Origin of the sequence: Variovorax sp. Root318D1 (assembly GCF_001424835.1) — a bacterium.
In the GTDB taxonomy this organism is placed as follows: Bacteria; Pseudomonadota; Gammaproteobacteria; order Burkholderiales; family Burkholderiaceae_C; genus Variovorax.
Genome location: NZ_LMCQ01000019.1, coordinates 66,567 through 88,532 on the forward strand (window position 1 = coordinate 66,567; position 21,966 = coordinate 88,532).

17 protein-coding genes are annotated in these 21,966 nt (G+C 61.7%); 4 read left to right on the forward strand and 13 right to left on the reverse strand.

The features are described 5' to 3' along the window. Positions 1-38: 38 nt before the first annotated feature. The 12 genes from cpaB to ASC78_RS14665 form a co-directional block, all read right to left on the reverse strand. Entirely contained in the window at positions 39-1,025 is a 987-nt protein-coding gene (gene cpaB / locus ASC78_RS14615) for a Flp pilus assembly protein CpaB (RefSeq protein ID WP_055802546.1), read from the reverse strand. Positions 1,026-1,109: 84 nt separating this feature from the next. After that, complete coding sequence (locus tag ASC78_RS14620; RefSeq protein WP_082517539.1) at positions 1,110-1,604, reverse strand: A24 family peptidase; 495 nt, start codon at positions 1,602-1,604, stop codon at positions 1,110-1,112. A gap of 12 nt (positions 1,605-1,616) precedes the next feature. Next, positions 1,617-1,811, reverse strand: coding sequence for a Flp family type IVb pilin (locus ASC78_RS27090; protein WP_082517540.1), 195 nt, complete (start codon positions 1,809-1,811; stop codon positions 1,617-1,619). A 419-nt stretch (positions 1,812-2,230) separates the two neighbouring features. Then, entirely contained in the window at positions 2,231-3,589 is a 1,359-nt protein-coding gene (locus ASC78_RS14625) for a L,D-transpeptidase family protein (protein WP_235505099.1), read from the reverse strand. Positions 3,590-3,651: 62 nt separating this feature from the next. After that, complete coding sequence (locus ASC78_RS14630) at positions 3,652-4,839, reverse strand: nuclear transport factor 2 family protein (RefSeq protein WP_055802550.1); 1,188 nt, start codon at positions 4,837-4,839, stop codon at positions 3,652-3,654. Positions 4,840-5,024: 185 nt separating this feature from the next. Then, the gene (locus ASC78_RS14635; RefSeq protein WP_055802552.1) at positions 5,025-5,750 is read right to left on the reverse strand and encodes a glycosyltransferase; all 726 of its coding nucleotides are present in this window, start codon (positions 5,748-5,750) and stop codon (positions 5,025-5,027) included. Beyond that, positions 5,747-11,515 carry a glycosyltransferase gene (locus ASC78_RS14640; protein ID WP_055802554.1) on the reverse strand — a complete coding sequence of 1,923 codons (5,769 nt, stop codon included), beginning with the start codon at positions 11,513-11,515 and terminating at the stop codon, positions 5,747-5,749. Before ASC78_RS14640 ends, ASC78_RS14635 begins: the two co-directional genes overlap by 4 nt. 67 nt (positions 11,516-11,582) lie before the next feature. Continuing rightward, positions 11,583-12,701: a 50S ribosomal protein L11 methyltransferase gene (locus ASC78_RS14645; RefSeq protein WP_082517541.1), complete on the reverse strand. Its 1,119-nt coding sequence runs from the start codon at positions 12,699-12,701 to the stop codon at positions 11,583-11,585. Between the two features lie 6 nt (positions 12,702-12,707). Next, on the reverse strand, positions 12,708-13,538 hold the full coding sequence (locus ASC78_RS14650; RefSeq protein WP_082517542.1) for a class I SAM-dependent methyltransferase: 831 nt from the start codon (positions 13,536-13,538) through the stop codon (positions 12,708-12,710). Further along, positions 13,535-14,299: a WbqC family protein gene (locus ASC78_RS14655; protein WP_055802559.1), complete on the reverse strand. Its 765-nt coding sequence runs from the start codon at positions 14,297-14,299 to the stop codon at positions 13,535-13,537. Before ASC78_RS14655 ends, ASC78_RS14650 begins: the two co-directional genes overlap by 4 nt. Further along, entirely contained in the window at positions 14,296-15,402 is a 1,107-nt protein-coding gene (locus tag ASC78_RS14660; RefSeq protein ID WP_055803373.1) for a DegT/DnrJ/EryC1/StrS family aminotransferase, read from the reverse strand. The genes ASC78_RS14655 and ASC78_RS14660 overlap by 4 nt, the downstream gene beginning before the upstream one ends. A gap of 138 nt (positions 15,403-15,540) precedes the next feature. After that, positions 15,541-16,500, reverse strand: coding sequence for an NAD-dependent epimerase/dehydratase family protein (locus tag ASC78_RS14665; RefSeq protein ID WP_055802561.1), 960 nt, complete (start codon positions 16,498-16,500; stop codon positions 15,541-15,543). Between the two features lie 700 nt (positions 16,501-17,200). Here ASC78_RS14665 and ASC78_RS14670 point away from each other — a divergent pair. Beyond that, positions 17,201-18,217: a Bug family tripartite tricarboxylate transporter substrate binding protein gene (locus ASC78_RS14670; protein WP_055802563.1), complete on the forward strand. Its 1,017-nt coding sequence runs from the start codon at positions 17,201-17,203 to the stop codon at positions 18,215-18,217. Between the two features lie 106 nt (positions 18,218-18,323). On the opposite strand, the gene ASC78_RS14675 is transcribed toward ASC78_RS14670, so the two are convergent. Then, positions 18,324-19,109 (reverse strand): IclR family transcriptional regulator domain-containing protein, encoded by a 786-nt coding sequence (locus ASC78_RS14675; RefSeq protein ID WP_055802564.1) that lies wholly within the window; start codon positions 19,107-19,109, stop codon positions 18,324-18,326. 139 nt (positions 19,110-19,248) lie between these two features. On the opposite strand from ASC78_RS14675, the gene ASC78_RS14680 reads away from it, so the two are divergent. From ASC78_RS14680 to pcaF, 3 genes are read left to right on the forward strand one after another with little or no spacing between them, the layout of a single operon-like run. Further along, on the forward strand, positions 19,249-19,950 hold the full coding sequence (locus ASC78_RS14680) for a 3-oxoacid CoA-transferase subunit A (protein WP_055802566.1): 702 nt from the start codon (positions 19,249-19,251) through the stop codon (positions 19,948-19,950). Next, entirely contained in the window at positions 19,947-20,603 is a 657-nt protein-coding gene (locus ASC78_RS14685) for a 3-oxoacid CoA-transferase subunit B (protein WP_055802567.1), read from the forward strand. Before ASC78_RS14680 ends, ASC78_RS14685 begins: the two co-directional genes overlap by 4 nt. A gap of 41 nt (positions 20,604-20,644) precedes the next feature. Further along, positions 20,645-21,850 (forward strand): 3-oxoadipyl-CoA thiolase, encoded by a 1,206-nt coding sequence (pcaF, locus tag ASC78_RS14690; RefSeq protein WP_055802569.1) that lies wholly within the window; start codon positions 20,645-20,647, stop codon positions 21,848-21,850. Positions 21,851-21,966: the final 116 nt, after the last annotated feature.

Here is a 21,966-nt window from a genome sequence, read left to right on the forward strand (position 1 = left end):
TCCTGCGTGGCGTGCATGGGCGGGCCACTTGTTGCTGATCAGTAGTTGATGGTTTCGCTGCGGTCGCCGCGAATGACTTCGACCTTCAGTGCCCCGCGGGAGTCGCTGGTGCGAGCTGTCGAAGGCCGTACGGCAGCGATGCCCGGCGTGCGCGAGGCGCCCGGCTTGCCGCCGGTCACGAAATCTGCCGTGGTGATGCCGGCTTGAGCGCGGTCCAAACCTTCCAATGGAGGGCGGCGCGGCTCCCCGGCTTTGGGCGGAGATGGTTGCAGGGCGGTGGGCAACTCGGCAAAGAGCTTCGGATCGGGTTCCGACATATCGGTGGGGTTGCGCAGCGCCAGCAGCAAGCGACCGCTGTTCTCGGCGAGCGTGAGCCGGTTGATGTCGTCCACTGGCACCGCGAGCACGGCGGTCCGGGCCGGCTCGGCACGCTGGGCCTGTTGCGCGGAGCCGTTCTTGTCCATCTTGGAAGGCAGGCCATCGACGGAGGCGCTGCCGTAGGCCAGCACGCGTTTGCGCGACAGGAGCAGGCGCGCCTGGCTGCGGTCGATGTCCTTGGCGTCGGACTTGAGCATCAGGAACACGTCGACGAAGTCACCGGGTTGAACCTTGTTGCCCACACCCATGATCTCGTCGGCCTTGATGGCGACCGCACGCTCGCCTTCGGTGACGCGCAGGGCAAGACCCGAAACAAGCTGGCCTTGAAGAAGCGGTGTGCCTTCGCCCAGATCCATCACGGGCACACGCCCGGCGAGCGGTCCGGTTTCCTGGAAGGCGCCCACTGGATTGATCGTCAGGCGTTCGATGCGAAGCGCATCGGCCGGGATGGGCTGGCCCGCAGGAAGCGGCTTGGCCGCTACGACCACGGGAAATGTCTGGGCTTGCGGGGCCTTGCTGGGAGCGGCGGCAGAGGGGGCGACCGCGACTGGCGTTGGAGGCTGGCGGCTGAGCATCCATGCGTAGCCGCCGAGCGCGAGAGCCAGGAGCACGAGGACGGCGGCGATGATTTTGGTGAGATTGATCATGGGCGGCGAACTGAAGGAGGGGAGCAAGCGATCATTGAGAGAGTGATGAAGGGCCTGCGAGACGGTCAGAGTTGGCTGCTGTGGCTAACTCTCTCGCCCCCAAACCATCCACGCCGCAGCGGCCATAGCCAAATAGGCCGCGTAAGGAATGATGCGAATCCGGCGCGGTGGAACGCCCGATCTGGAGTCGCGCGAAGGCCCGACGAGCATCGAGCTAAGTCGCGGAAAAATGGGCAAATCTCTTAGGTTTCGCCAAAGAACTGCGTGGGCGAAAGCCAGCAGGCTCGCCACGACCCAGATCGGTATCAAGTCCGACAAACCGACCCACAACCCCAAGGCGCCTGCGAACTTCACGTCGCCTGCTCCCATGAGGTCGGTGGCATAGAAAAGCAGCAAAAACCCGAAGCCCACCGCAGCGCCCAAGCCGGCTTCAGACCAACCGATGTCGAATGGCTGAGAGGTGGCGAGTGCCGCCAGTGCGAAGGCACCCCCGAATAACACCAGCCAGTTTGGGATTCGGCGCTCGCGAAGGTCATAGACGATGGCAAGAACGAGCCACAGCAGGAACGCGAGCGCCACGAATTGAAGCCCTTATGATCCCGCGCCTGCCGGTGTACCTGCTGCCGTGATCGCGGTGTCGATCTTCTGAAAAATAACGCCGAGCTTTGTGCCAATTCCAGGAAGGAAGGAAATGATCGCAACCGAAATCAACCCCGCAATAATCCCATATTCAATTGCAGTCGCGCCTTCTTCGTCGCGCAGAAACCGAGTAATAGAGCTGAGCATGATTTACCCTTTAAAGATTGTTAACAACGGTGACGAACGTGTTGGATGTTATACGGCGTAACTCCGTGTATCAACCGGAGGAACGCCCAGGGGTGACAGCATCCTGTGTTCGTCACGGCATGTATGCACGAATACGGCCAGCCTGTCCGTTGCCTAGTGCGGCTCCTGAATCCCAGAGGATGATTAACAGTTGGCAACGATTTTTCCCTCTGTTAACAGAGGTACCCATCCCATGAATGTGGGAGGTCGTTACGGGGCCGCACGGAACGCTCATGCGGACGGTGTTACGGGAACAAATGCGTTACGTGTTACGTACCATCTGCGGAGTGCGTTGAAATGTAACGGCCAAGTTCGGGCCGATAACTGCGTAAAAAATCACGGATTTTGGGCAGTGACCCCCCTAACAGGAGGGACGAAAGTCAGGTTCCGCTCAGGATTTCTTCGTGAAAGAGCTTCCACTCGCTGCCTTGGCGCAGCCAGTACTGGCGCCGGGTGCGCCCGCTCTTTTCGCCTTCGAAGACTTCTCCGAAGGTGGCGACCATGGTTTCGTCGCCGTCGCGCCATTGCAGATACGACATGTCCTTGAATTGGACACGCTTGCCTCGCGCGTATTCCACTTCGTCGTGGAGCACTGCAAATCCTTCAATGGACTTTTTATTATTGTTCCGCTGGAATTCCGGCAAATAGAATTTCTTTAATTGCGCTTCATTGCCATTGGCGCGTGCATCTTTCCAGGCGGCGAGGGCGCTGGCGAACGACTGGGCTTCTTTTTCGGCTTGCGGTTGGGAGACCCATTGCAGGCTGCGCGCCGTGACCACGGGCGTGGCGCCGATCTGCACCTTGCGAAGAAGCTGTTTCAGGTCGGGGTTGGCCATGACGACGCAACCGTCGCTGGCCAGCGGCGCGCGCGCAAACTGCTGGGGCGGAGTGCCGTGCAGCCAGATACCGCCGCCGGTCTTGCCGCGCCGCACGTCGTACGGATTCGGGTAATTGATGGGAAGCGCGCCGGCGCCGTAGAAGTCGCGCAGCGACTTCGGGTCGAGGTTGCTGGTGATGTAGTACACGCCGAGCGGCGTACGCGCGTCGCCTTCCGCGACCTTGTCGATGCCCGACTTGCCGACCGACACGTAGTAGTCGGCCACCAGCTGCAGCCCCTTGTCGGAGTTCTCAAGCAGGTAGAGCCGCGAACGCGAGGCGTCGACCGCAATGGCATAGCGGCTGCGCGTGGACAGGGCCAGGAACTGCGACGGCACGGTGCCGGCCGGCGGCCTCTCGCGCAGGGCTTGCAGGCGCCGTTGCGATTCGTCGCGAAGCTCGGCCATGGCCGGATCGCTGCGCATGCGTGCGATGCCCGAGGCGTCGGAGAAGGCGTGCGCGGGTGGTACCTGGGTTGCGAGCAGGTCGGCGTAGACCAGCTGGGCCAGCTGAAAGTTGGGGTAGTCGCGCACGAGGTCGCGGGCCTTGGCGAGCGCGGGCCGCGCCTGGCCGCGGCCGAACAGTTCGTAGACTGCAATCAGGCGGGCCTCGGCGCCATTGGCTGGCTGAAGGGCGGCCGAAGATGCAGCCGCCCTGCGCGGCGTGGATCTGCTTGCCGCGCTTGCGGTTCCTGCGCCAGCGGTCTTTTTTGCCCGGGGCTTCGCTTCCCTGGCGGCCTGGTGTGTCGGTCGGCTGCCGTTGGCCTTCGACCTCGCGGTGGTACCGCTGGGCTTGGTCGACGCATCGGACGAGCCAGGCGCCGTCAGCAAAAGGACCGACGCCGCCAGGAGCGCCGCAAGCATGATCCCGCTGCGCGGGAACGGAGCGTTCTTCGGAAGCCGGCCGCGCCGGACGATGTCCGCCACTACCCTCCGACGCTTTCCTTGCGAATTTGCCATTGGTTGCCGGAGCGCTGCAGCTCCAGTGTCTTGCGGCTCGAGATGTTGAGGTTGTCGGCGCGATAGATCTGGCGGAACTTGGCGGTTGCGGTTTGTCCGTTGACGTTGATCGCCAGGTTCTCCAGATTCACGCTGATGCTCGACTTGCCGACGATGCGCGCGCGGCGTTCTTCTTCCCAGCTCTTTCGGCTTTGTCCGCCGCCGGGATTGAACTCGGGGCCGTAGGCGCCAAGGTAGCGCTCCATGTCCTGCGAAGCCCATGCGGCGGCCCATCCGCGCACGGCCGATTCCACCTCGGCCGTCGAGCCAGGCGTTGCTGCCGCCGCCGCCGCGGATGCAGGTGTGGATGCAGATGCGGATGGCATCGAAGCCTCGGGCGCCTTTGCCACCACCACCGGCGGCGGTGCCGGTGGCACAGGCGTCGGCGCTGCCACGGGTGCGGGTGCTGCTGCCGCCTTCACTGGCGCAGGTGCGGGTGCAGGCACAGGAGCTGGGGAGGGCGATGGGGCAGCAGCCGCCTTCGCGACAGGCGCGGGCGCAGCAGCGGGTGCAGCAGTCTTTGCGACAGGCGCAGCCGCCACCGCCGTCGCCGCGGATTTGCCGCCCACCGGTGCCGGGGTGAACAAGGTGCGGATCACCGCCAGCTTGGGTTGCACCGCCGTGTTGTTCTGGTCGAGTTGCAATGCCTTGCTGTAGGCCTGGCTGGCCAGCCGCGCGTACACGTCGCCCAGGTTCTCTTGCGCCGTGGCATAGCTCGGGTTGGTGCGAATCGCGCTCTCGAGCGCGCCGCGTGCCTTGTCGAACTGGTTCTGGCTCGCATAGATCACCGCAAGGTTGTTGTACGGCTCGGGCAGCTCGGGCGCGTCCTGCGTCAACTGCGTGAAGGCGGCAATGGCTTCGGTCCGCTTGCCTGTATCCAACTGGATCACGCCCTTCAGGAAGCGCATCTGCGGATCCTTCGGCCTGTCCTTCAGGAAAGCGTCGGCGCGTGACATGGCCTCGTCGAGCTTGCCGGCTTGCATGAGCCGATCGACCTCGTCGTGCTCCACCGCAGCAAGCGCGGGCAGTGCCATGCCGCAGGCAGTGGCCAGGAGCAGGGCACGCACGGTGGGGGAAAAGCCGAAACGGGCGCGCGACAGTGGGCTCTTGGGCATTGCGGACGAGGCCTCGGTGGGGAAAGGGTAATGCGGCACCGATTGTAAATGCGCGCGTAACCTTTGGACACGATACGGAACTGTTTCATCCGCCTCCGGCGGCTCCTGCTCCTGTTGCGGAATGAGTCCAGCAAAAGTCGCTGATTTCCTCCTGCTGAAGGCGCAAGTGCCGAACAATCTTCAGATTAAGGCATCCAACCGTAGGAAGAAAGCGGCGTGGGCAAAGCGATGGAATTCGCGGCATTGGTCATTGCCAACTGCGATACTTTTCTGCGTCGTTTGAAATGCGCCGTGCCAAGCGCCGGGCGATGATCGATGCCCGCGTTCAGCGTGGCGCAGTTCCAATGCCAGTCCTCGTAGCCATAGCCGAGTTGCAGGTTGGTCGCTGCGAACGGGTGGCGCCTGAAAATATCGGTCGCCGCGAAGGCCATTGCGTCCCAATAATTGTTGAAGCGCAGAAAGTCCGGATCGAAGATGGCGCTCCGCGAGTCGATATGCCACCAGAGTAGCCGCTGTTCTCCAAAGACAATATTCACTTCCGAATGAGCTACGGTCACTTCGGGCTCATCGGCGCAGAGCTGGTGCGCTGCAACCAGCCAGTTGGGAGACCATAGATCGTCCCCGTCGAGAAACGAGGTAAAAATGCCATTGGCCGCCGCGACAGCTGAATTGCGCGCCAAGCCGGGGTCGCCATGATCGGTCACCACGATCTCGTAGCGGGATTCGACACTTGCAAACTGCAACCGCGTTGCAGCGTCCGGGCGATCCAGCACGATCATGCCTTCCACTTCGAGTCCAGCATCCCGTGCCAGACCGATCGCGCGTTCGAAGCTGGTCAACGCGGGTCCTGCCAGCAACCCTTCCTTGTGACCGTTCAGCACGGCAGTGATGTCGATGTTGCGGTTGTTCATGATGTCTGTTCTGCGGCAAGCAAGGTGTCGAGCGTGCGGTCGTAAACCGTTTCCGAATAGATGCCGGCCACGCGCTTCTGCAATATTTCGGCACGGCGTAGCGCTTCCTCGGGGCAAGAAAGAGCGCTGCGAAGTACGTCCACATAGTCCTCCGTCGATGCCTCCGGCGGAACGGGCCATCCGGTATCGGGGCGAATGAGTTCCGGCACGCCGCCGACGGCGCTTGCGACGACGGGCACGCCGCGCGTTGCAAGTTCGATGAGCGTGGTCGGCATTCCCTCCCACAATCCGGTGAACAACCAGGCGCCCGCTTCGTCCAGCGGCAGCTCATCGAAATGATCGAAGCTACCTTGCATCTTCAAGTTGGCCGGCAATGCCGACAGATCGGGGGGCGCATCCAGCAATGCCGCACCCCAGCACCGGAACTCGACATCGGGCATCTTGCGCGCGACCTCCTGTACCAGGTCAAACCGCTTCTGCAGATCCAGCCGACCGCCCCACAGCACGAGTTTCCGGCTTGCCGGATCGGCCTTTTTAAGCACGCGCCGGGCGATTGACGGTGTCAGGAGCGGTCCCTGCGCTGGCGTGCATATCGGCACGATCCGATTGCTCGCAGTGGCGCCCAGGCGATACATCTTCGTCAACTCGTCCCGCAAGAAAGCCGTGTCGGTCAGAAAGGCCGTCGTGTGCGGGGCAGTGGCCGCGAAGAACTCCGAGGGGTACCCGACCCGTCGTCCTGATGGCGTCTGATCCCAGCAGAACATGTAGGAATAAGTCTCCAGTATGGTCGCCAGATTGGCGCCATGGCTGCGGAACGTGGCCCAGCACAGTCGGCTGTTCACGTTGAAGACGCGCTTCGGGGTCAGTCCTCTGAATATCACTCGCAACATGTTCTCCGCAGCGGCCGAAGGCATGCTGCTCATGACGTCCGAGACGTCGACGCAGTCCACCCCCGAAGGCAACCAGTTAGCGCGCTCGAAATGCGAGTGATCGGTCCGCAGGATCAAGATCCGCTCGTCAGGACGAACGCGCAGCAGGGCCTTTGCCAGCAGTCCGGCGACCAGGTCGGCCCCGCCTGTACGGACCCATGGCACGCACACGATGCTGTCGTAGTGGGTGGTAGGCAGCCGGCTGCGCAGTGCCGCGTGGACTGTTCGCATGCCATCGTGGAAAGGCGGCAGAAGATTGTGGGTGATCGAAGAAAGATCCCCGATGTCCGGCTCGATCAACTGCATCTCGGAAAAAATCTGCGGCAGCTGGTTCGCGCGCAGGACCTCGTGCAACCGCTGTTCGAATGCCGCGGGAATCTCGTCCGCAAAGATGTATTCACGTGCAGGAAAGTCCAGCGCGAACCAATGTCGATGCAAATCCTGCGCCGCGCTACTGCTGACCGGGCGGTACGGACTAACTCCGCGATAGAACGTCGGGAAGTGGCCTGCTGGCCGTTGCTCTGCGAGTCCGTGCTCCACGAAATGGGCGAATCCCCAGAGCGAGGAAGCTGCGATATCCGGATTGGCCTTGCGGTAGAACGCCTCGTCGAAGCGCTCCGTAGGCACGATACGCGCGGTGTAGCCATGCAAAAGCCAGTGATGCATGGCGCTTTCCTGCGCCTCGAACGACGGCAATCCGGTCGCAGCAGCCCGCTGCTTGTAGATGTCCGGATCAAACAACGGTCCTGGTGCCACATCGATGAGCATGCCGCCGCGGAGATAGGCAAGAAACCGCTCCAGCGGCGTCCCGGTGCCGCCGTGCCACTCGGGCACGAACAGCGATACAAGCAATCGGATCGCGCTCGGCGGAACTTCTCTGCGCCACGCCGACGACGCTGCGGACAGTGCGCCGTAAATGTCCACGATGGACAGCGGCCCAGTGCCGAGGGTGTGCACGATGTGTTCGACCAGTGCGCTTGGAAATCGCCCCTGCGCCGCGCCGGCCGCCAGGAAATGTGCGTGGACGCCATCTGTGGTGCTCCCCAGCTGAGCCGCATACCACTGTGCATCGAACCAGACCGACGAGGGCGCCAATCTTCCGAGCCTCTGCTGCTGCAATAAGTTCATCGAGCGCGCAGCACCGAGTTCGTCCAGGCGGTGAACATAGCGTTCCATATCGAATGTCGCCGCCGCAAAGCGCTTCGTCGCATCCGCCATTCGCGCGCGCGCCGGCTCGTCCATGGCAAGGCGTCCGATCACTTCGGCTGCGGCATGGATATCCAGATGCTCGACCACTCCCGCCGCCGTCTCGGGATCTTCGAGCAGCAAGTCGGCGGTGCCACTCGCATTCTTGAAGCAGACGGTGGGAATACCTCGGTGAACCGCATCGATCGATACGTTCGGCAAGGGATCGAGCCTGGAGGCCAGGAGAAAGACATCGGCCAATCCGTAGACCGGATCCAGATCGGACACCTCGTCCAGGAAGCTCAGGTCTGCATCGAGATCCGAGCGGCTTAGCTGCTCTTTCAGGTAAATTGAGTAGCCCATGTCTTCGGTTGGCCGGTAGCCTTCGCCGATCCACATGAAATGCACGCGTCGCTTGAGTTGCAAGCGCTTCACCGCGGCCGCAACGGCGATGAACAGATCCACTCCCTTGCGGAGATTGACCGATCCAGCGCCCATCACGATCAGCGCGCCCTCATTTCGCAACTCGGCCAGTGTCTGGAGCCGCTCAGGCGCAAGCAGCTTGTGGACCGCCTTGCTTTCTGGAAGCCTGGACATCCCCTGCGCTTCGATGTGAAAACCGCGTGCCTGCAAAGCGGGATGCACTTCGAGGGATGAGCGTGCGACCAAGGGTGCCGGAAACACGACCTCGGATGCCGTATCGAGCGCTTTGCGCAGCGAATCCGCAGGCCAGACGGACGTCCCGAACTCGTGCACCAGCAGGAGGGTCGGCACGAAGCGCGTGGCGCAGACCTGGACTGCAACGCGCGATTCAATGCTGTTCACTATGGCGTACTTGAAGACCCGGCCTTCAAACAAGGGGGAAAGTCCCGCTTCGGCATCGATCGGTGTGGGTCGCCCTCCCTCGAAAGGCCCATGCGATTCGACACTAAGCGCTTCGAACTCAGGTGCAAGGACGCCTTCTCCCAACAGCACCGTGAACACGTTGTAGCGCCTGGAGAGAAGCTGTGCGATGTTCCATCCAAGGATGGGGGCGCCGGTGCGCGAAGTCTCGTGCACCACAACGATGACGTTCTCTCGTTGCGGATCCATCAGCTCGGGCCTTGCCGTGCGCCTGACCGCCGGAGGCCGGGGCCGCCGATTCTCCCGGTGGCCGTCCGAGATGTAGTGCAGCAGGCAGTTCATCGCCGCCGCCGCAATATCCGATTGGCACTTGAAGTAATAAGCAGAATCGAAACGCGCCGACGGCGCAAGGCCCAGGGGTTCGCCCAGCAGCAGGTAGTGGACCGCCAGGTCCCGATCGGCGCCAAGGACGTTTGCACGCTCCCCATAAAAGGCGGGATCGAACAAGGGATTGGGACAAAGCTTGTCCGCCAAGGTCTGGAAGTAGGAATTGGCGTCGAGACTGGCCGCCGCTTTCTCGACGTCGCCTGCTTCGAGATCGGCCTGCGTTGCGGTGATCAGCCGTGCCCACGCGGCGGCAGCTGCATCATCGAAACCGAGGTTTTGAAAGTACCGCTCGGCATGCGAACCAGGCGCAAGCAGCAGCGTCGAGCGTGCTTTAAGCACATCGAGCTGGGTCGCCCACTCGCCGATCGTGGTGCCAACCGGGCGAGGAGCGGTGGCGGCGAGTTCTGGTGGGGCAAGACCAAGGTCGATCACCTCTGCATCAGCAGGTGCCGGTACTCGCTCGATTGCCGCCGGGCGAGCCGCGTACCGCCGCGCGCGCCATTCCCCTATCTTTTTCGGGAGCTGCAAGGTGGCGGACCACCAGATCAACTTGGCCGCGCGCCGGACAGTGCGCGCGGCACGCGGCCTGCTCGCGAAGAGGCGCCGGACCGGGGCCGTGGCACGCCAACTGGAACTCGACTCCACCGCGGCAAGGCGTGCAGCGACGGATTCTCTCTGCATGCTGGCGTTCTGCGCTTGTTGGCACTGCCAAGTTGCCTCTTGCTCTGCCGCGTCCGCTCTGATGCGCTCCGCCTGGGCGCTACTTTGCGTTGCATCGGCTCTCGCTTGTTCTGCCTCCGCCCGGTTTCTCGCAGCTTCGGTTTTGCCGCGCTCCGCCTCGGCCCTAGCCTCCGCGGCCTCAGTCGAGTTTTCCGCCGCCTCGGCCCTGGCCTCCGCCGCTTCGGCCCTGGCCTGCGCAGCCTCAGCCAGGTTTTGCGCCGACGTGGCTCTGGCCTCCGCAGCCTCAGCCGAGTTTTCCGCCGCTTCGGCCCTTGCCTGCGCAGCTTCAGCCAGGTTTTGCGCCGACGTGGCTCTGGCCTCCGCAGTCTCTATCAAGGTCCGAGCGGCCTCCGCTTTCGCGCGCTCCGCCTCGGCGCGTTCAAGCGCCGTGTCGGCTTTGCGGGATTCCGTCGCGGCTAGCGCGCACTGCGCTTCGGCGAACTGCCGAGCTTCGGCCACAGCCTGATCTTTCTCGAGATGCGTAAGCCGCAGTTCTTCAACCTTGGCCTCCAATGCGGTGAGAGCCTCTTGATGGGTCGCCTGCGTGCGCTGGCTGGCCTCTACGTATTCCTCTTGCAGGCGCTGCACGTTGCCTGCGTACTCGCTCAACGAGTCCTTCAACAGGATGTCCCGCTCAGCCAACACACCCCGCAATGCAGCGTACTCCGATAACGCTCCCTGGATCCTTGCTTCATATTCAGCCAGGTCGCGTTGATGCTGCTTAGTGGCCTCCACCCTGAAGCTGTCGAGCGTGGCTGACAACTTGATGAAGCTGAAATCTGTGAATGCATAGAGCTCAACGAGCTGGTTTTGCTGAGCCGTGTCATTCAGCAACTCGAAAAGCCATTGCAAGCCGAGAACCCAGGCGCTGCGATGCGGCGATTGCACACACGCCATGGCCACAAGAAACTTGACGTTGAACCCCTTCGGGTGGCGCCACCGCTCGAGTTCGGGGAACACCTGCACGACCTCGTCGAAGCTGCGCAGGGCGAGAAGGTTTTTGCGCAGGAAATTCCATTCATGGCTACTGCGTACGGCCACGTCAGGGCGGTCACCACTGACATTCGAATTGTCTGAAAAGAGCCGGTGCAGCGTCAGCTTTTCTTCGAGCACGTGGATGGGGTGCTGGAGAACGAGGCGGCTCCAGAATTCTGCGTCGTCTATCTGTCCGAGCCCGTAGCGATAACCTCCGATCTCGTCGTAGCAACTTCTGCGGATGAGCGAGCTCGGATGATTGAGCGTATTCTTTTCGTCGAACAATTCTCTCAGCCACGCCCATCGCGGCTGGTTGCCTCGATTGAACCAGTCGTTTTCCAGTCTGGTACCCGTCTCGTCGATCACTTGCACCCAAGTGAATACGGCGCCGATCTCCGGGCGTTCGTCAACATAGGCCATTTGCGTGGCCAGCTTTTCAAGTTCCCAAACATCATCGGAATGATGTATTGCGATGTACTCACCCGTTGCATGCTCGCGGATGACCTTTTCGATCAGAGGCGATATTTCTCCGTTGACTTGGCTGCGGAACAGTTTTATCCGCTCGTCGGAATAGCTGTTTATGATCGTCCAGGAATTGTCCGACGAGGCGTCATCAAGTATGAGGAGTTCCAGATCGGTGAAACTTTGGCGAAGCACGCTATCGATCGACTCACGTATATGTTTTTCGTGGTTGAATGACGTGAGTATTACAGAGATCTTTGGCATTTTTTTATCTCGAGGTGAGAGCAGATTCCTTGCTCCAAAACGATTGATTTCGGTTTGTGCAGCGCACTCAATTCACCCGGTCGAGCGCATAGATTAATTCAGGCGTGTTTTCTCGCGTCTTGCTATCCTTCAATCGCAGGCCGATGCAAAATTCTCCAGTTCCTGAATCTTTGAAGGTTCGAAACGTCAGATTGATTTTTTCGCCGGCTCCGACCGCAATTTTTGGAATCGGAAAGTATGACTGCCTCCAGCTGGTCGAACCCTCCAGGGGCGATGTGCTGAGGCACTTCCCCTCAATAACCTCAAGGTCGAAATGACCCAGGAACCCATGGCAAGTTCCGGCAGAGGGGTAGGTGAATTCGAGTTCCTTTTCGAAGAAGTAATCGTCGACTGTTGATGTTCGAAAATCGAACGAAGCGACGCTGGCTGTGTCGACAATCGATTTTTCGTCGAATTGGTAAACAATTTCTCTTTGCGGAGATTTTGTCTCGGCGGCAAGTACATCTGAAAAATCAAAACCAAAAACAGGGGCTTGCCAGAATCCAAATCCTCTTTCGACGTAGAGGCGGTGATTGTCTATGGCAGACAAATACATCTGTGCTGATCTTGGGATGACTTGTCCATCGTCTTTCAGCGCGGCATCCCGGACCTTCGTGAAGGCGGAGAAATGAAGCCACTCATCCAGTACATACAGCCCGATAAACTCGGAAATTACCAGGTCAACTTTCGAATGGACCTCGAAACTGCCGGCATCCCCCTGGATGAACTTGATCGCATGAAGCCCATTTTTTTCTGCGATGCGACGTGAAAGCTCTATGGCGTCTGTTATTTCCAGGGCGAAAACCTCCTTGGCCCCGGCGCGGGCAGCAAACATCGACAGAATCCCCGATCCAGAACCGACATCGATGACCGTCTCGCCGCCTTTTATCGTGTGCTCAATGGCATCTCTGAAAGCTTGCGTTCTCCGCGTGTCAAGCAGCATGCCCCTTTGGCTTTTCCAGCCCTGGAAGTTCCGGTGGAGATCGACCGGTTGCGCTGTATTGCCCAGCGTGGCGAGAACACCCAGCTGAATGAGCTTGTCTATCAGTTCTTCGTTTAGACCAGAAGTGCTGTTTGCATCTCGTGGCACCCGAAAATTATTGACAAGCAGATGTCCGTCCGGGGACAGGCCGACTTTCTTGTTCATATCGTGCTAGTGAGCGTTTGGCTGGGGTCGCGTGATGTCATGGCGGCTCGGCCGCTCGATGAGGCAGTCGTACCGGTAGTACGCGGACGTGAGTCTTGCGTCCTGAGGCAAAAAACGGACTCGCAATCCGCTGTCCTCGATCACCCCCCGCAACTGAGACTGAGACCACCAGGTGCCTATGTGCGGCCTGCCCTCGGCCTCGCGCTGGCGGTAGAACGCCATTTTTCGATCGTCGTCGTAGTACACACCCAGACGATCTGCATCGGGAACCCCGCCGATAAAAATGGCCTCGACGCTCGGGCTGTTTCCCAGGGTGCGTAGCAATCTTGATAGATCATCGGATTGGAGGTGTTGAACGGAGGACTCCATGAACACCTTGGTCACACCGGAAAAAAATGAGCGATCGAGCGTCGAGACGTTGCCAACTACATACCGAACGTTGCTTGCGGCGTTGAAGCGGTTCGCACAATCGATCAGGTTTTCGGAAAAATCGACGCCAATGGTTTCCGCCACGCTGCGCGCGATGCCACTGGTGAGAAGCCCGTTACCGCAACACAGGTCGGCGACCCGATCGGTTTCATTCAGATTCAGCACTTGCCTGAGGCCGGCGACGGTCAGATCGATCTCGCTTTGCTCTTCTTCGACGCCGTTGATGGTGCGATCCACTTGCTTCATCAAGGAGTGGGCGAATTTGACGGCGTTGATGTCGTAGTAGCTTTTCCAGTATTGATTCATGGCGCTTATGGGGCTGACCGCGCTTGCATGGTGCGGTTTGGAATGCATCGGGGCGGGCGAGTCGATGAGAGGCGAAGAAGGGTGGGTGTCGTGTCCGTTCATACGCAATCCAATTGGCGCACCTGGACCATTCGATGGGCCACCGGCACTACGGTGCTTGCCGACGCGAGCCTGCTCGTTCCCGCAATTCCATTGAACATCAGTACGTCGATGATGGACAGGGAAGGCTCGAATGGATCGCCGGCCTGGGGATACGCAATCGCCGGCGGCTGCAGCGCGCTGAGCTTGATGCCGCGGCGACAAAACTCGTCCGGATCCAGAAGCGAAATGCCATTCGCTGGGTTGATGAATTCGGTGGCGCCCATGTTCTGCACCATGGCCAGCGTGCGATCCCCGCGGTCGGGGATCGTGCGGTAGTCGAAGTGATAGTCCGAAGAAATGACGATCTCGCTGCGAATCGACAGCGCCTTGCAGACCTGCCTGACGATGCGGCAGTTCAGCGCACCAATGGTCGGCTCCTGTCCACCGAACAGCGCGGATTCGACGAGTTCCATTGTTTCAGCGAAGAAGGGTGCCTTGGTCCTGTAGTCCGCAAGCTGGTTGACGATCCTGGTCTTCCACACTGGAGATGGCGTGGTTCTCACGTTGCGAATGGCGGTTGTGAACGGATGCCTTGCCACGGGCGCATGGATGTAGCGCCATCCGCCGCCCGGCTTGAGAATGCGATTGCGGTTCACCCAACCCCGATCGATGTACTGCGCGTTGTCGAACAATTCGAAGCAATCCACGGCGGCGATCAACTGCCAGTACCCTAGGTAGGGAAAGAAATACGGCTGCATCGACGCCAAGCGCTTCAGCTTCATGACCGTGATCCAGCCTGCTGCAAGAGGGCGACGATGCGGTCCACGTCCGCGTTGGATAGCGCCGGGTAGATCGGCAGGCAAATCACTTCTTCTGCCGCCTTGTGTGCCACCGGCAGTCCGCTCGGCTGAGCCGAAGGCAGTTCGTGGTACATCTCAAAACTGCTGACAAGCGGGTAGAAGTAGCGGCGGGTGTGGATGTCGTTTGCCTGCAGCATCGCGTAGAGTTCATCGCGCGCGAGCGGGTACTCGGACCGGACGAGTATCGGAAAGTAGGCGTGGTTCGCAATGCGTTCGCCTGCATTCCCGATGCAGTGGATGCCCTTGACTGCGCGCAACCCTTTCCGATATCGCGCGTCGATCTCGCCTCGCCTGGCGATCGCTTGGTCCACGTCGCGCAACTGCAGTAGGCCGAGTGCGGCATTGAACTCGCTCATCTTGCCGTTGATGCCCGGCGTGACCACTGTGACTTCGTCGACGAAGCCGAAGTTCTTTAATTGGTCGATATGGCGTTTGGTTTGCGCATCGGGCGACACGATGGCGCCGCCTTCGAACGTATTGAAGACCTTGGTGGCATGAAAGCTCAGCACCGACAGGTCACCGTGTTTCAGGAGGCTGCCGCTGTGTAATTGCACGCCGAAGGCGTGGGCGGCGTCATAGATCACCTTCAGCCCGTGCGCGCGTGCGATCTTCTCTATTGCCTCGACATCGCAGGGGTGTCCATAGCAGTGAACGGGCATGATGGCGCTCGTTGCGGGCGTGATCGCCGCTTCGATCCGTGCCGGATCGAGGTTGAGCGTGTGGGGATCGATGTCGACAAACACCGGCTTGATGCGGTTCCACAAGAGGGAATGCGCAGTAGCGGTGAACGAGTAGGGCGTGGTGATGACCTCCCCCGACACCCCGAGTGCCTGCAGTGCGGTGACCAGCCCGATCGTGCAATTGGTGAAGAGCGATATGTGCTCGACGCCGAGGTATTCGCACAGCGCGGCCTCCAGACGATCATGGAAAGGGCCGCCGTTGGTGAGTATCTTGCTGTCCCAAATTTCGCGCAGGTAAGGCAGGAACTCCTCGAGGCTCGGAAGGACCGGCTGTGTCACATAGATAGGCCCCGCGGATTTTTTCGCGTTGCAGGAGCTGCGGTCCTCAGGCCACGCGTATTCACCCGGTCCGGTGCCGCCGCGTTCTTCCAATGCCACTGGTGCTGTATCGAAAAGCATTGCTAGACCTTGGGCGGTGTCCGCTCAGACAAGCGCCGGCTCACGGGCCCGCTCCATCAGCTGGCAGAATCGGGCGCAGCCCTCTTCCAGCGTGTAGAAGGGAGTCCAGCCGAGTTTTTCGCGGGCGCGTTCGATGTCGAGAAACGTCTGGGAAACGTCGAATTTCCGATGGGGCATGTACCGGACCTCGGTTTCCAGGCCCGTCTGCTTGCGAAGAACGCGAAGCACATCGTTGAGGCTGTGGCCGACGCCGCTGCCGATGTTGAAGGTGCCTGACTTCTCGCGGCGCCCCGCAAGAAGCAGCGCCCTGGCGACGTCGGCGACGTAGATGTAGTCTCGAACGGCCGAGCCATCGCCCCAGATCTCGATGGTCTGTCCATTCACCAGCTTGTTGAGAAAGGTCGCGATCACGCCTTGCGTGCCGATGCGCCGCTGATGCATTCCGTAGGGATTGGAGATTCGCAAGACGTTGGCCTGGAGGCCGTGGAGTTCGGAATAAAGGTGCAGATAGTTCTCAACGGCGACCTTGACCACGCCATAGGAACTAATCGGTTGCAGCGTGTGCCATTCCGGAACCGGAAGCACGCAAGGATTTCCGTAAACCGTTCCACCAGAGGACGCGTAGACGAGGCGGTTGACGCCCAATCGCGACATCGCCTTGAGAAGGCGCAAGGTCCCTGCAAGATTGCTGGTGACGTCTCCGATCGGATCGGCGTTCGAACCGCTGGGAACGGTCGTGCTGATGAGGTGATAGACCAAATCGACGTTTTCCAACGCCGCGTCCAGGCCCTGGCCGTCGATGAAGTTTCCCTCGAATTCCTCGACATTGCCCTTGAACGCGGGCTGGTCCGTAGATGAGGAGGAAGGCTGACGATCGAAAGTTCGGACGGACGCGCCGTCGCGCAGGAGCACATCGACGAGATTGCGTCCGAGAAAACCTCGCCCACCCAGCACCAAGACTCTAGTTCCGGTCAAAGAATTCATGGACGAAGCAATCCTCGTTGTGAGAGGCGCCGTATGACAGGCCGCACTCGATACACCGTTGTAATTACACAGATCACCAAGCGCTAGCGGTGATCTGAGACAGTTCATTGCGTACTTTTGTCTTATTTCAAATTTCGGCTTCATAAACCGGAAAATGTTCCGGCGCGATGGGCTGATTAGGTCGGAATCATTAAGTTACGCAGTGCAACCGATGCTAAGAATCCGGCGATCCGATGAACATCACTGGTTTCCGTAGTTATCAATCGATACGCTTGTTGAGCTCGCCGGGTCAGCTGTGTTGGATCAAAAAAGATAATATAAACAATGACTTAGGCAACCGATGACTGCGAACAGAAGGTTTTTGTCGGCGTAACAGAAGGCTGGAACTGCCGTTTTTTCTAACCACGGTTGGGCCGCGGGACCCCTGGGGCAAACGATTTTTCAACAAAACTAAAGTACTACTGAGAAAGCGGCCGAACGGCTACGCTTGTTCGTTGACTGGGCATCCAGGCCCGCGCCCAAACGACCCCTGCAGGGATGCAGCACTAGACATCGCTCCTGACTAAAAAATCCAACAGGTCGCGGGCAATTCCCCATCGCGGAACCATTCCTGGAGCACGGTCTTCGGCTTGCGCAATCGCGCATGCTCCTGTAACGTTGTGTAAGTACGCGTAAGCAACGCCTTTCCTCTGGAGTCATTTTGAAGATCACCAAACGCCGCCTGATCGAAGGCGGCGCCGCGGCAATTGCCGCATCGCTTTTTGCGCCCGGTTCATGGGCACAGCGCGCCGGCACAGGCGCTGCAGGCGGCGACGCCGCATGGCCGACCAAGCCTCTTCGCATCCTGGTGGGCTTTCCCGCCGGGGCCTCGCCCGACCTTGCAGCCCGCGCCATCGCGGAGCCGCTGTCGAAGATCCTGCGCCAGCCGGTCACGGTCGAGAACAAGCCGGGCGCGAGCGGCAACGTCGTGGCCGACCTGGTGGCCAAGGCGACCGACGACCACACCATCGGCGCGCTGATCAACGGCAATCTCACGATTGCGAAGCTGCTCAATCCCAAGCTCAACTTCGATCCGGAGAAAGACTTCGCGCCGGTCGGCCTCATTGGCACTGCACCGCTCGTGCTGGTGGTTTCCGGCAATGCGCCGGGCAAGACCGCCGCCGACCTGCTGCTGTGGACGCGCAACCTCAGCAGCAGCGGCAAGTACGGCACGCCGGGCGTGGGAACCGTGGGCCACCTGGGCATGGAACTCATCAAGAGCCGCGCTGCCATCACGGCCCAGCACAAGCCCTACACGGGCAATCCGCAGGTGATCGCCGGCCTGCTGGGGGGCGAGATCCAGCTGGCGCTGCTGCCGCCCGGCCTGGCCATGCCGCATGTGAAGTCCGGCAAGATCAAGGCCATCGGCGTGACGTCGCCCGAGCGCAGTCCACTGGCCAACGAGTTGCCCACGATCCGCGACGCCGACGTGCGCGGCGCCGACCTGGAAATCTGGACCGCGCTGGCCGCCCCTGCAGGCATGAAGCCCGCCGCCATCGCCAAGCTCAATGCGGCGCTGGCCGAGGCGACGGGCTCGCCCGAAGTGAGCGATGCGCTGCTGAAGACCGGTTGGCAGGCGCAGCCGGGCACGCCCGACGCGCTGGCCAAGCGCATGCGCGCCGACACCGCGCGGCTGGGCGGCGTGATCATCATGAAGGGCATTCACTCCGCGGGCTAGGACGCCACCCGAAGCGCCTTCGGCGCCCGGCGTCCATGCCGGAGGCACGGACCCTTCGGCCCGGCAAAGCCGGTTCCGCGGGTGCGCTGGACTGGGCCGCTCCTGGTTACAGCAACCGCGAAATTTTTTTCGCGGCATCCAACAGCGCCGGCAGCATCGTCTCCTGCATCACCTTTGCGTTGGTGCGGTTGGCTTGCCCGGTGATGTTGAGCGCGGCCACCATGCGGCCCTGACGGTTCACGATGGGCGCCGCCACTGAAATCAGGCCTTCTTCCAGCTCCTGGTTCACCAGGCACCACTGCTGTTTGCGCGCCTGCGCCACCTTGGCCATCAGTGCGTCGACGTCGGTCACGGTGTGCTTGGTGAGCGCCGTGCGCTCCGAGGCTTCGAGCCGCGCGCGCACCTCGTCGTCTTCCAGGTCGGCCAGCAGCAGGCGGCCGAGCGACGTGCAGTACGCCGGCAGCCGCGAGCCCACGCCCAGGCTGATGCGCATGATCTTCTGCGTCGGCACGCGCATCACATAGACGATGTCGGTCGCATCCAGCACGGCGGCCGAGCAAGACTCCTGCACCTGCTGCACCAGCGCTTCCATCACCGGCTCGGCGCGGTTCCAGATCGGCATCGAAGAGAGATAGGCAAAGCCCAGGTCGAGGATGCGCGGCGTGAGCGTGAAGAGCTTGCCGTCGGTCACCACGTAGCCCAGCGTCTGCAGCGTGAGCAGGATGCGCCGCGCGCCGGCCCGCGTGAGCCCGCTGGCGGCCGCCACTTCGCTCAGGGTCTGTCGTGGCGCGCTTGCGCTGAAAGAGCGGATCACCTGGAGGCCGCGTGCAAACGACTGCACATAGCTGTCGCCGGGGGCGGGTGTGTCGGGTGGTGTCGTGTGGGTTGCCATATCGGGCTTTCGTCTTTAGAATTCATTATACGAACAAATGTTCTTTAGACGAACAATTCTGCGGTTCGCAGAATCGGACGGTTGTTGGTTTTGTTCGCAGGGTTAGATTTCTTTTTCTCAACTCCCGGAGACAGGCTTCATGATCAACAAGATCGCGCGCTCGGTCGCCGATGCCCTTGCAGGCATCCAAGACGGCGCCACGGTTCTCATCGGCGGCTTTGGCACCGCCGGCATTCCCGGCGAACTCATCGACGGTCTCGTCGAACAGGGCGCCAGGGATCTCACCGTGGTCAACAACAACGCCGGCAACGGCGAAACCGGCCTTGCCGCGCTGCTCAAGGCCGGCCGTGTGCGCAAGATCATCTGCAGCTTTCCGCGCCAGGCCGACAGCCAGGTGTTCGACGGGCTCTACCGCAGCGGCAAGATCGAACTCGAACTCGTGCCCCAGGGCAACCTGGCCGAGCGCATTCGCGCCGCGGGCGCGGGCATCGGCGCCTTCTATTGCCCCACGGGCTACGGCACGCAGCTCGCGGGCAACCGCGAAACCCGCGAGATCGATGGCGTGCAGTACGTGCTCGAGTACCCCATCAACGGCGACGTGGCGCTCATCAAGGCCGAGCGCGGCGACCGATGGGGCAACCTGGTCTACCGCAAGGCCGCACGCAACTTCGGCCCGGTGATGGCCATGGCTTCCAAGAAGACCATTGCCACCGTGCACGACATTGCCGAACTCGGCACCCTCGACCCCGAGACCATCGTGACTCCGGGCATCTTCGTGCACCAGGTGGTGCGCATCGAACGCGTGGCTACGCAAGCCGGCGGTTTCAAGAAGGCAGCATGACCATGAGCAGCACTACCTACACACGTCGCACCAAGGACCAGCTCGCCGCCCGCGTGGCGCAGGACATCTTCGACGGCGCCGTCGTCAACCTGGGCATCGGCCAGCCCACGCTGGTGGCCAACCACCTGCCGAAGGGCCGCGAAGTCATTCTGCAGAGCGAGAACGGCATTCTGGGCATGGGCCCCGCACCCGCGGCCGGCGAAGAAGACTACGACCTCATCAACGCCGGCAAGCAGCCGGTCACGCTGCTGCCGGGCGGCTCGTTCTTTCACCACTCCGACAGCTTCGCGATGATGCGCGGCGGGCACCTCGACATCTGCGTGCTCGGCGCGTTCCAGGTCTCGGCCACCGGCGACCTTGCCAACTGGCACACCGGCGAGAAAGACGCCATTCCCGCCGTCGGCGGCGCCATGGACCTCGCCATCGGCGCCAAGCAGACGTGGGTGATGATGGACTTGCTCACCAAGCAGGGCACGAGCAAACTGGTGAACGAATGCACCTATCCGCTCACCGGCATCCGTTGCGTCAAGCGCGTGTACTCCGACCTGGCCACGCTCGAATGCACGCCTGAAGGCCTGAAGCTCGTCGATCTGGTCGAAGGGCTCAGCCGCGAGGAGCTCGAGAAGCTCGTGGGTTTGCCTATCGCCGCATAAAAGCGGACTTGCGAATCGATTCATTTCCAACGAGACACACCATGACCACCCAAGCCTTCATCTGCGACGCAGTCCGCACCCCCTTCGGCCGCTACGGCGGTTCGCTCAGCAGCGTGCGCGCCGACGACCTCGGCGCCGTGCCGCTGCGCGCACTCATGGAACGCAACAAGAACGTCGACTGGCAGGCCGTGGGCGACGTGCTCTACGGCTGCGCCAACCAGGCCGGCGAAGACAACCGCAACGTGGCGCGCATGTCGGCGCTGTTGGCGGGCCTGCCGCTCGAACTAGGCGGCGCCACCATCAACCGCCTGTGCGGCTCCGGCCTCGACGCAGTGGGCACGGCTGCCCGCGCCATCCGCGCCGGTGAAGCCGGCCTCATGATCGCCGGCGGCGTGGAAAGCATGAGCCGCGCGCCTTTCGTCATGCCCAAGGCCGAGAGCGCCTTCAGCCGCAACAACGCCGTGTACGACACCACCATCGGCTGGCGCTTCGTCAACAAGCTCATGAAGGCTCAGTACGGCGTCGACTCGATGCCCGAGACGGCCGAGAACGTGGCCACCGACTACAAGATCGAGCGTGAAGCCCAAGACCTGATGGCGCTCAACTCGCAGCTGCGCGCCGTGGCCTCGCAGAAGTCCGGCTTCTTCGACGCCGAGATCGTGCCCGTGAGCGTGCCGCAGAAAAAGGGCGACGCCATCATCGTCAACAAGGATGAGCATCCACGCGAGACCAGCTTTGAATCGCTCGCCAGGCTCAAGGGCGTGGTGCGCCCCGACGGCACCGTGACGGCGGGCAACGCCAGCGGCGTGAACGACGGCGCCTGCGCGCTGCTGTTGGCTGACGAAGCCAGCGCCGCCAAGCACGGCCTCACGCCGCGCGCCCGCGTGGTCGGCATGGCCACCGCCGGCGTGGCACCACGCGTCATGGGCATCGGCCCCGCGCCCGCCACGCAGAAGGTGCTGGCGCTCACCGGCCTCACCATCGACCAGATCGACGTGATCGAACTCAACGAAGCCTTCGCGGCGCAAGGCCTTGCCGTGCTGCGCCTGCTGGGCCTGCAGGACGACGACGCGCGCGTCAACATCAACGGCGGCGCCATTGCGCTCGGCCATCCGCTGGGCGCCAGCGGTGCGCGCCTGGCCACCACAGCGGTCAACCAGCTGCGCAAGGGCGGCGGCCGCTACGCGCTGTGCACCATGTGCATTGGCGTGGGGCAGGGCATTGCGGTGATCCTGGAACGGGTCTGAGGACCGCGCCGGGCGAGGCCTGCCGCCCGGCCGATTGGCTCGATCGGGGCGGGGACACCCCCGCCTCGTGCAACGTAGTGTGTCGATTTCCAGCCTCGACACAGAGGCATACGCAA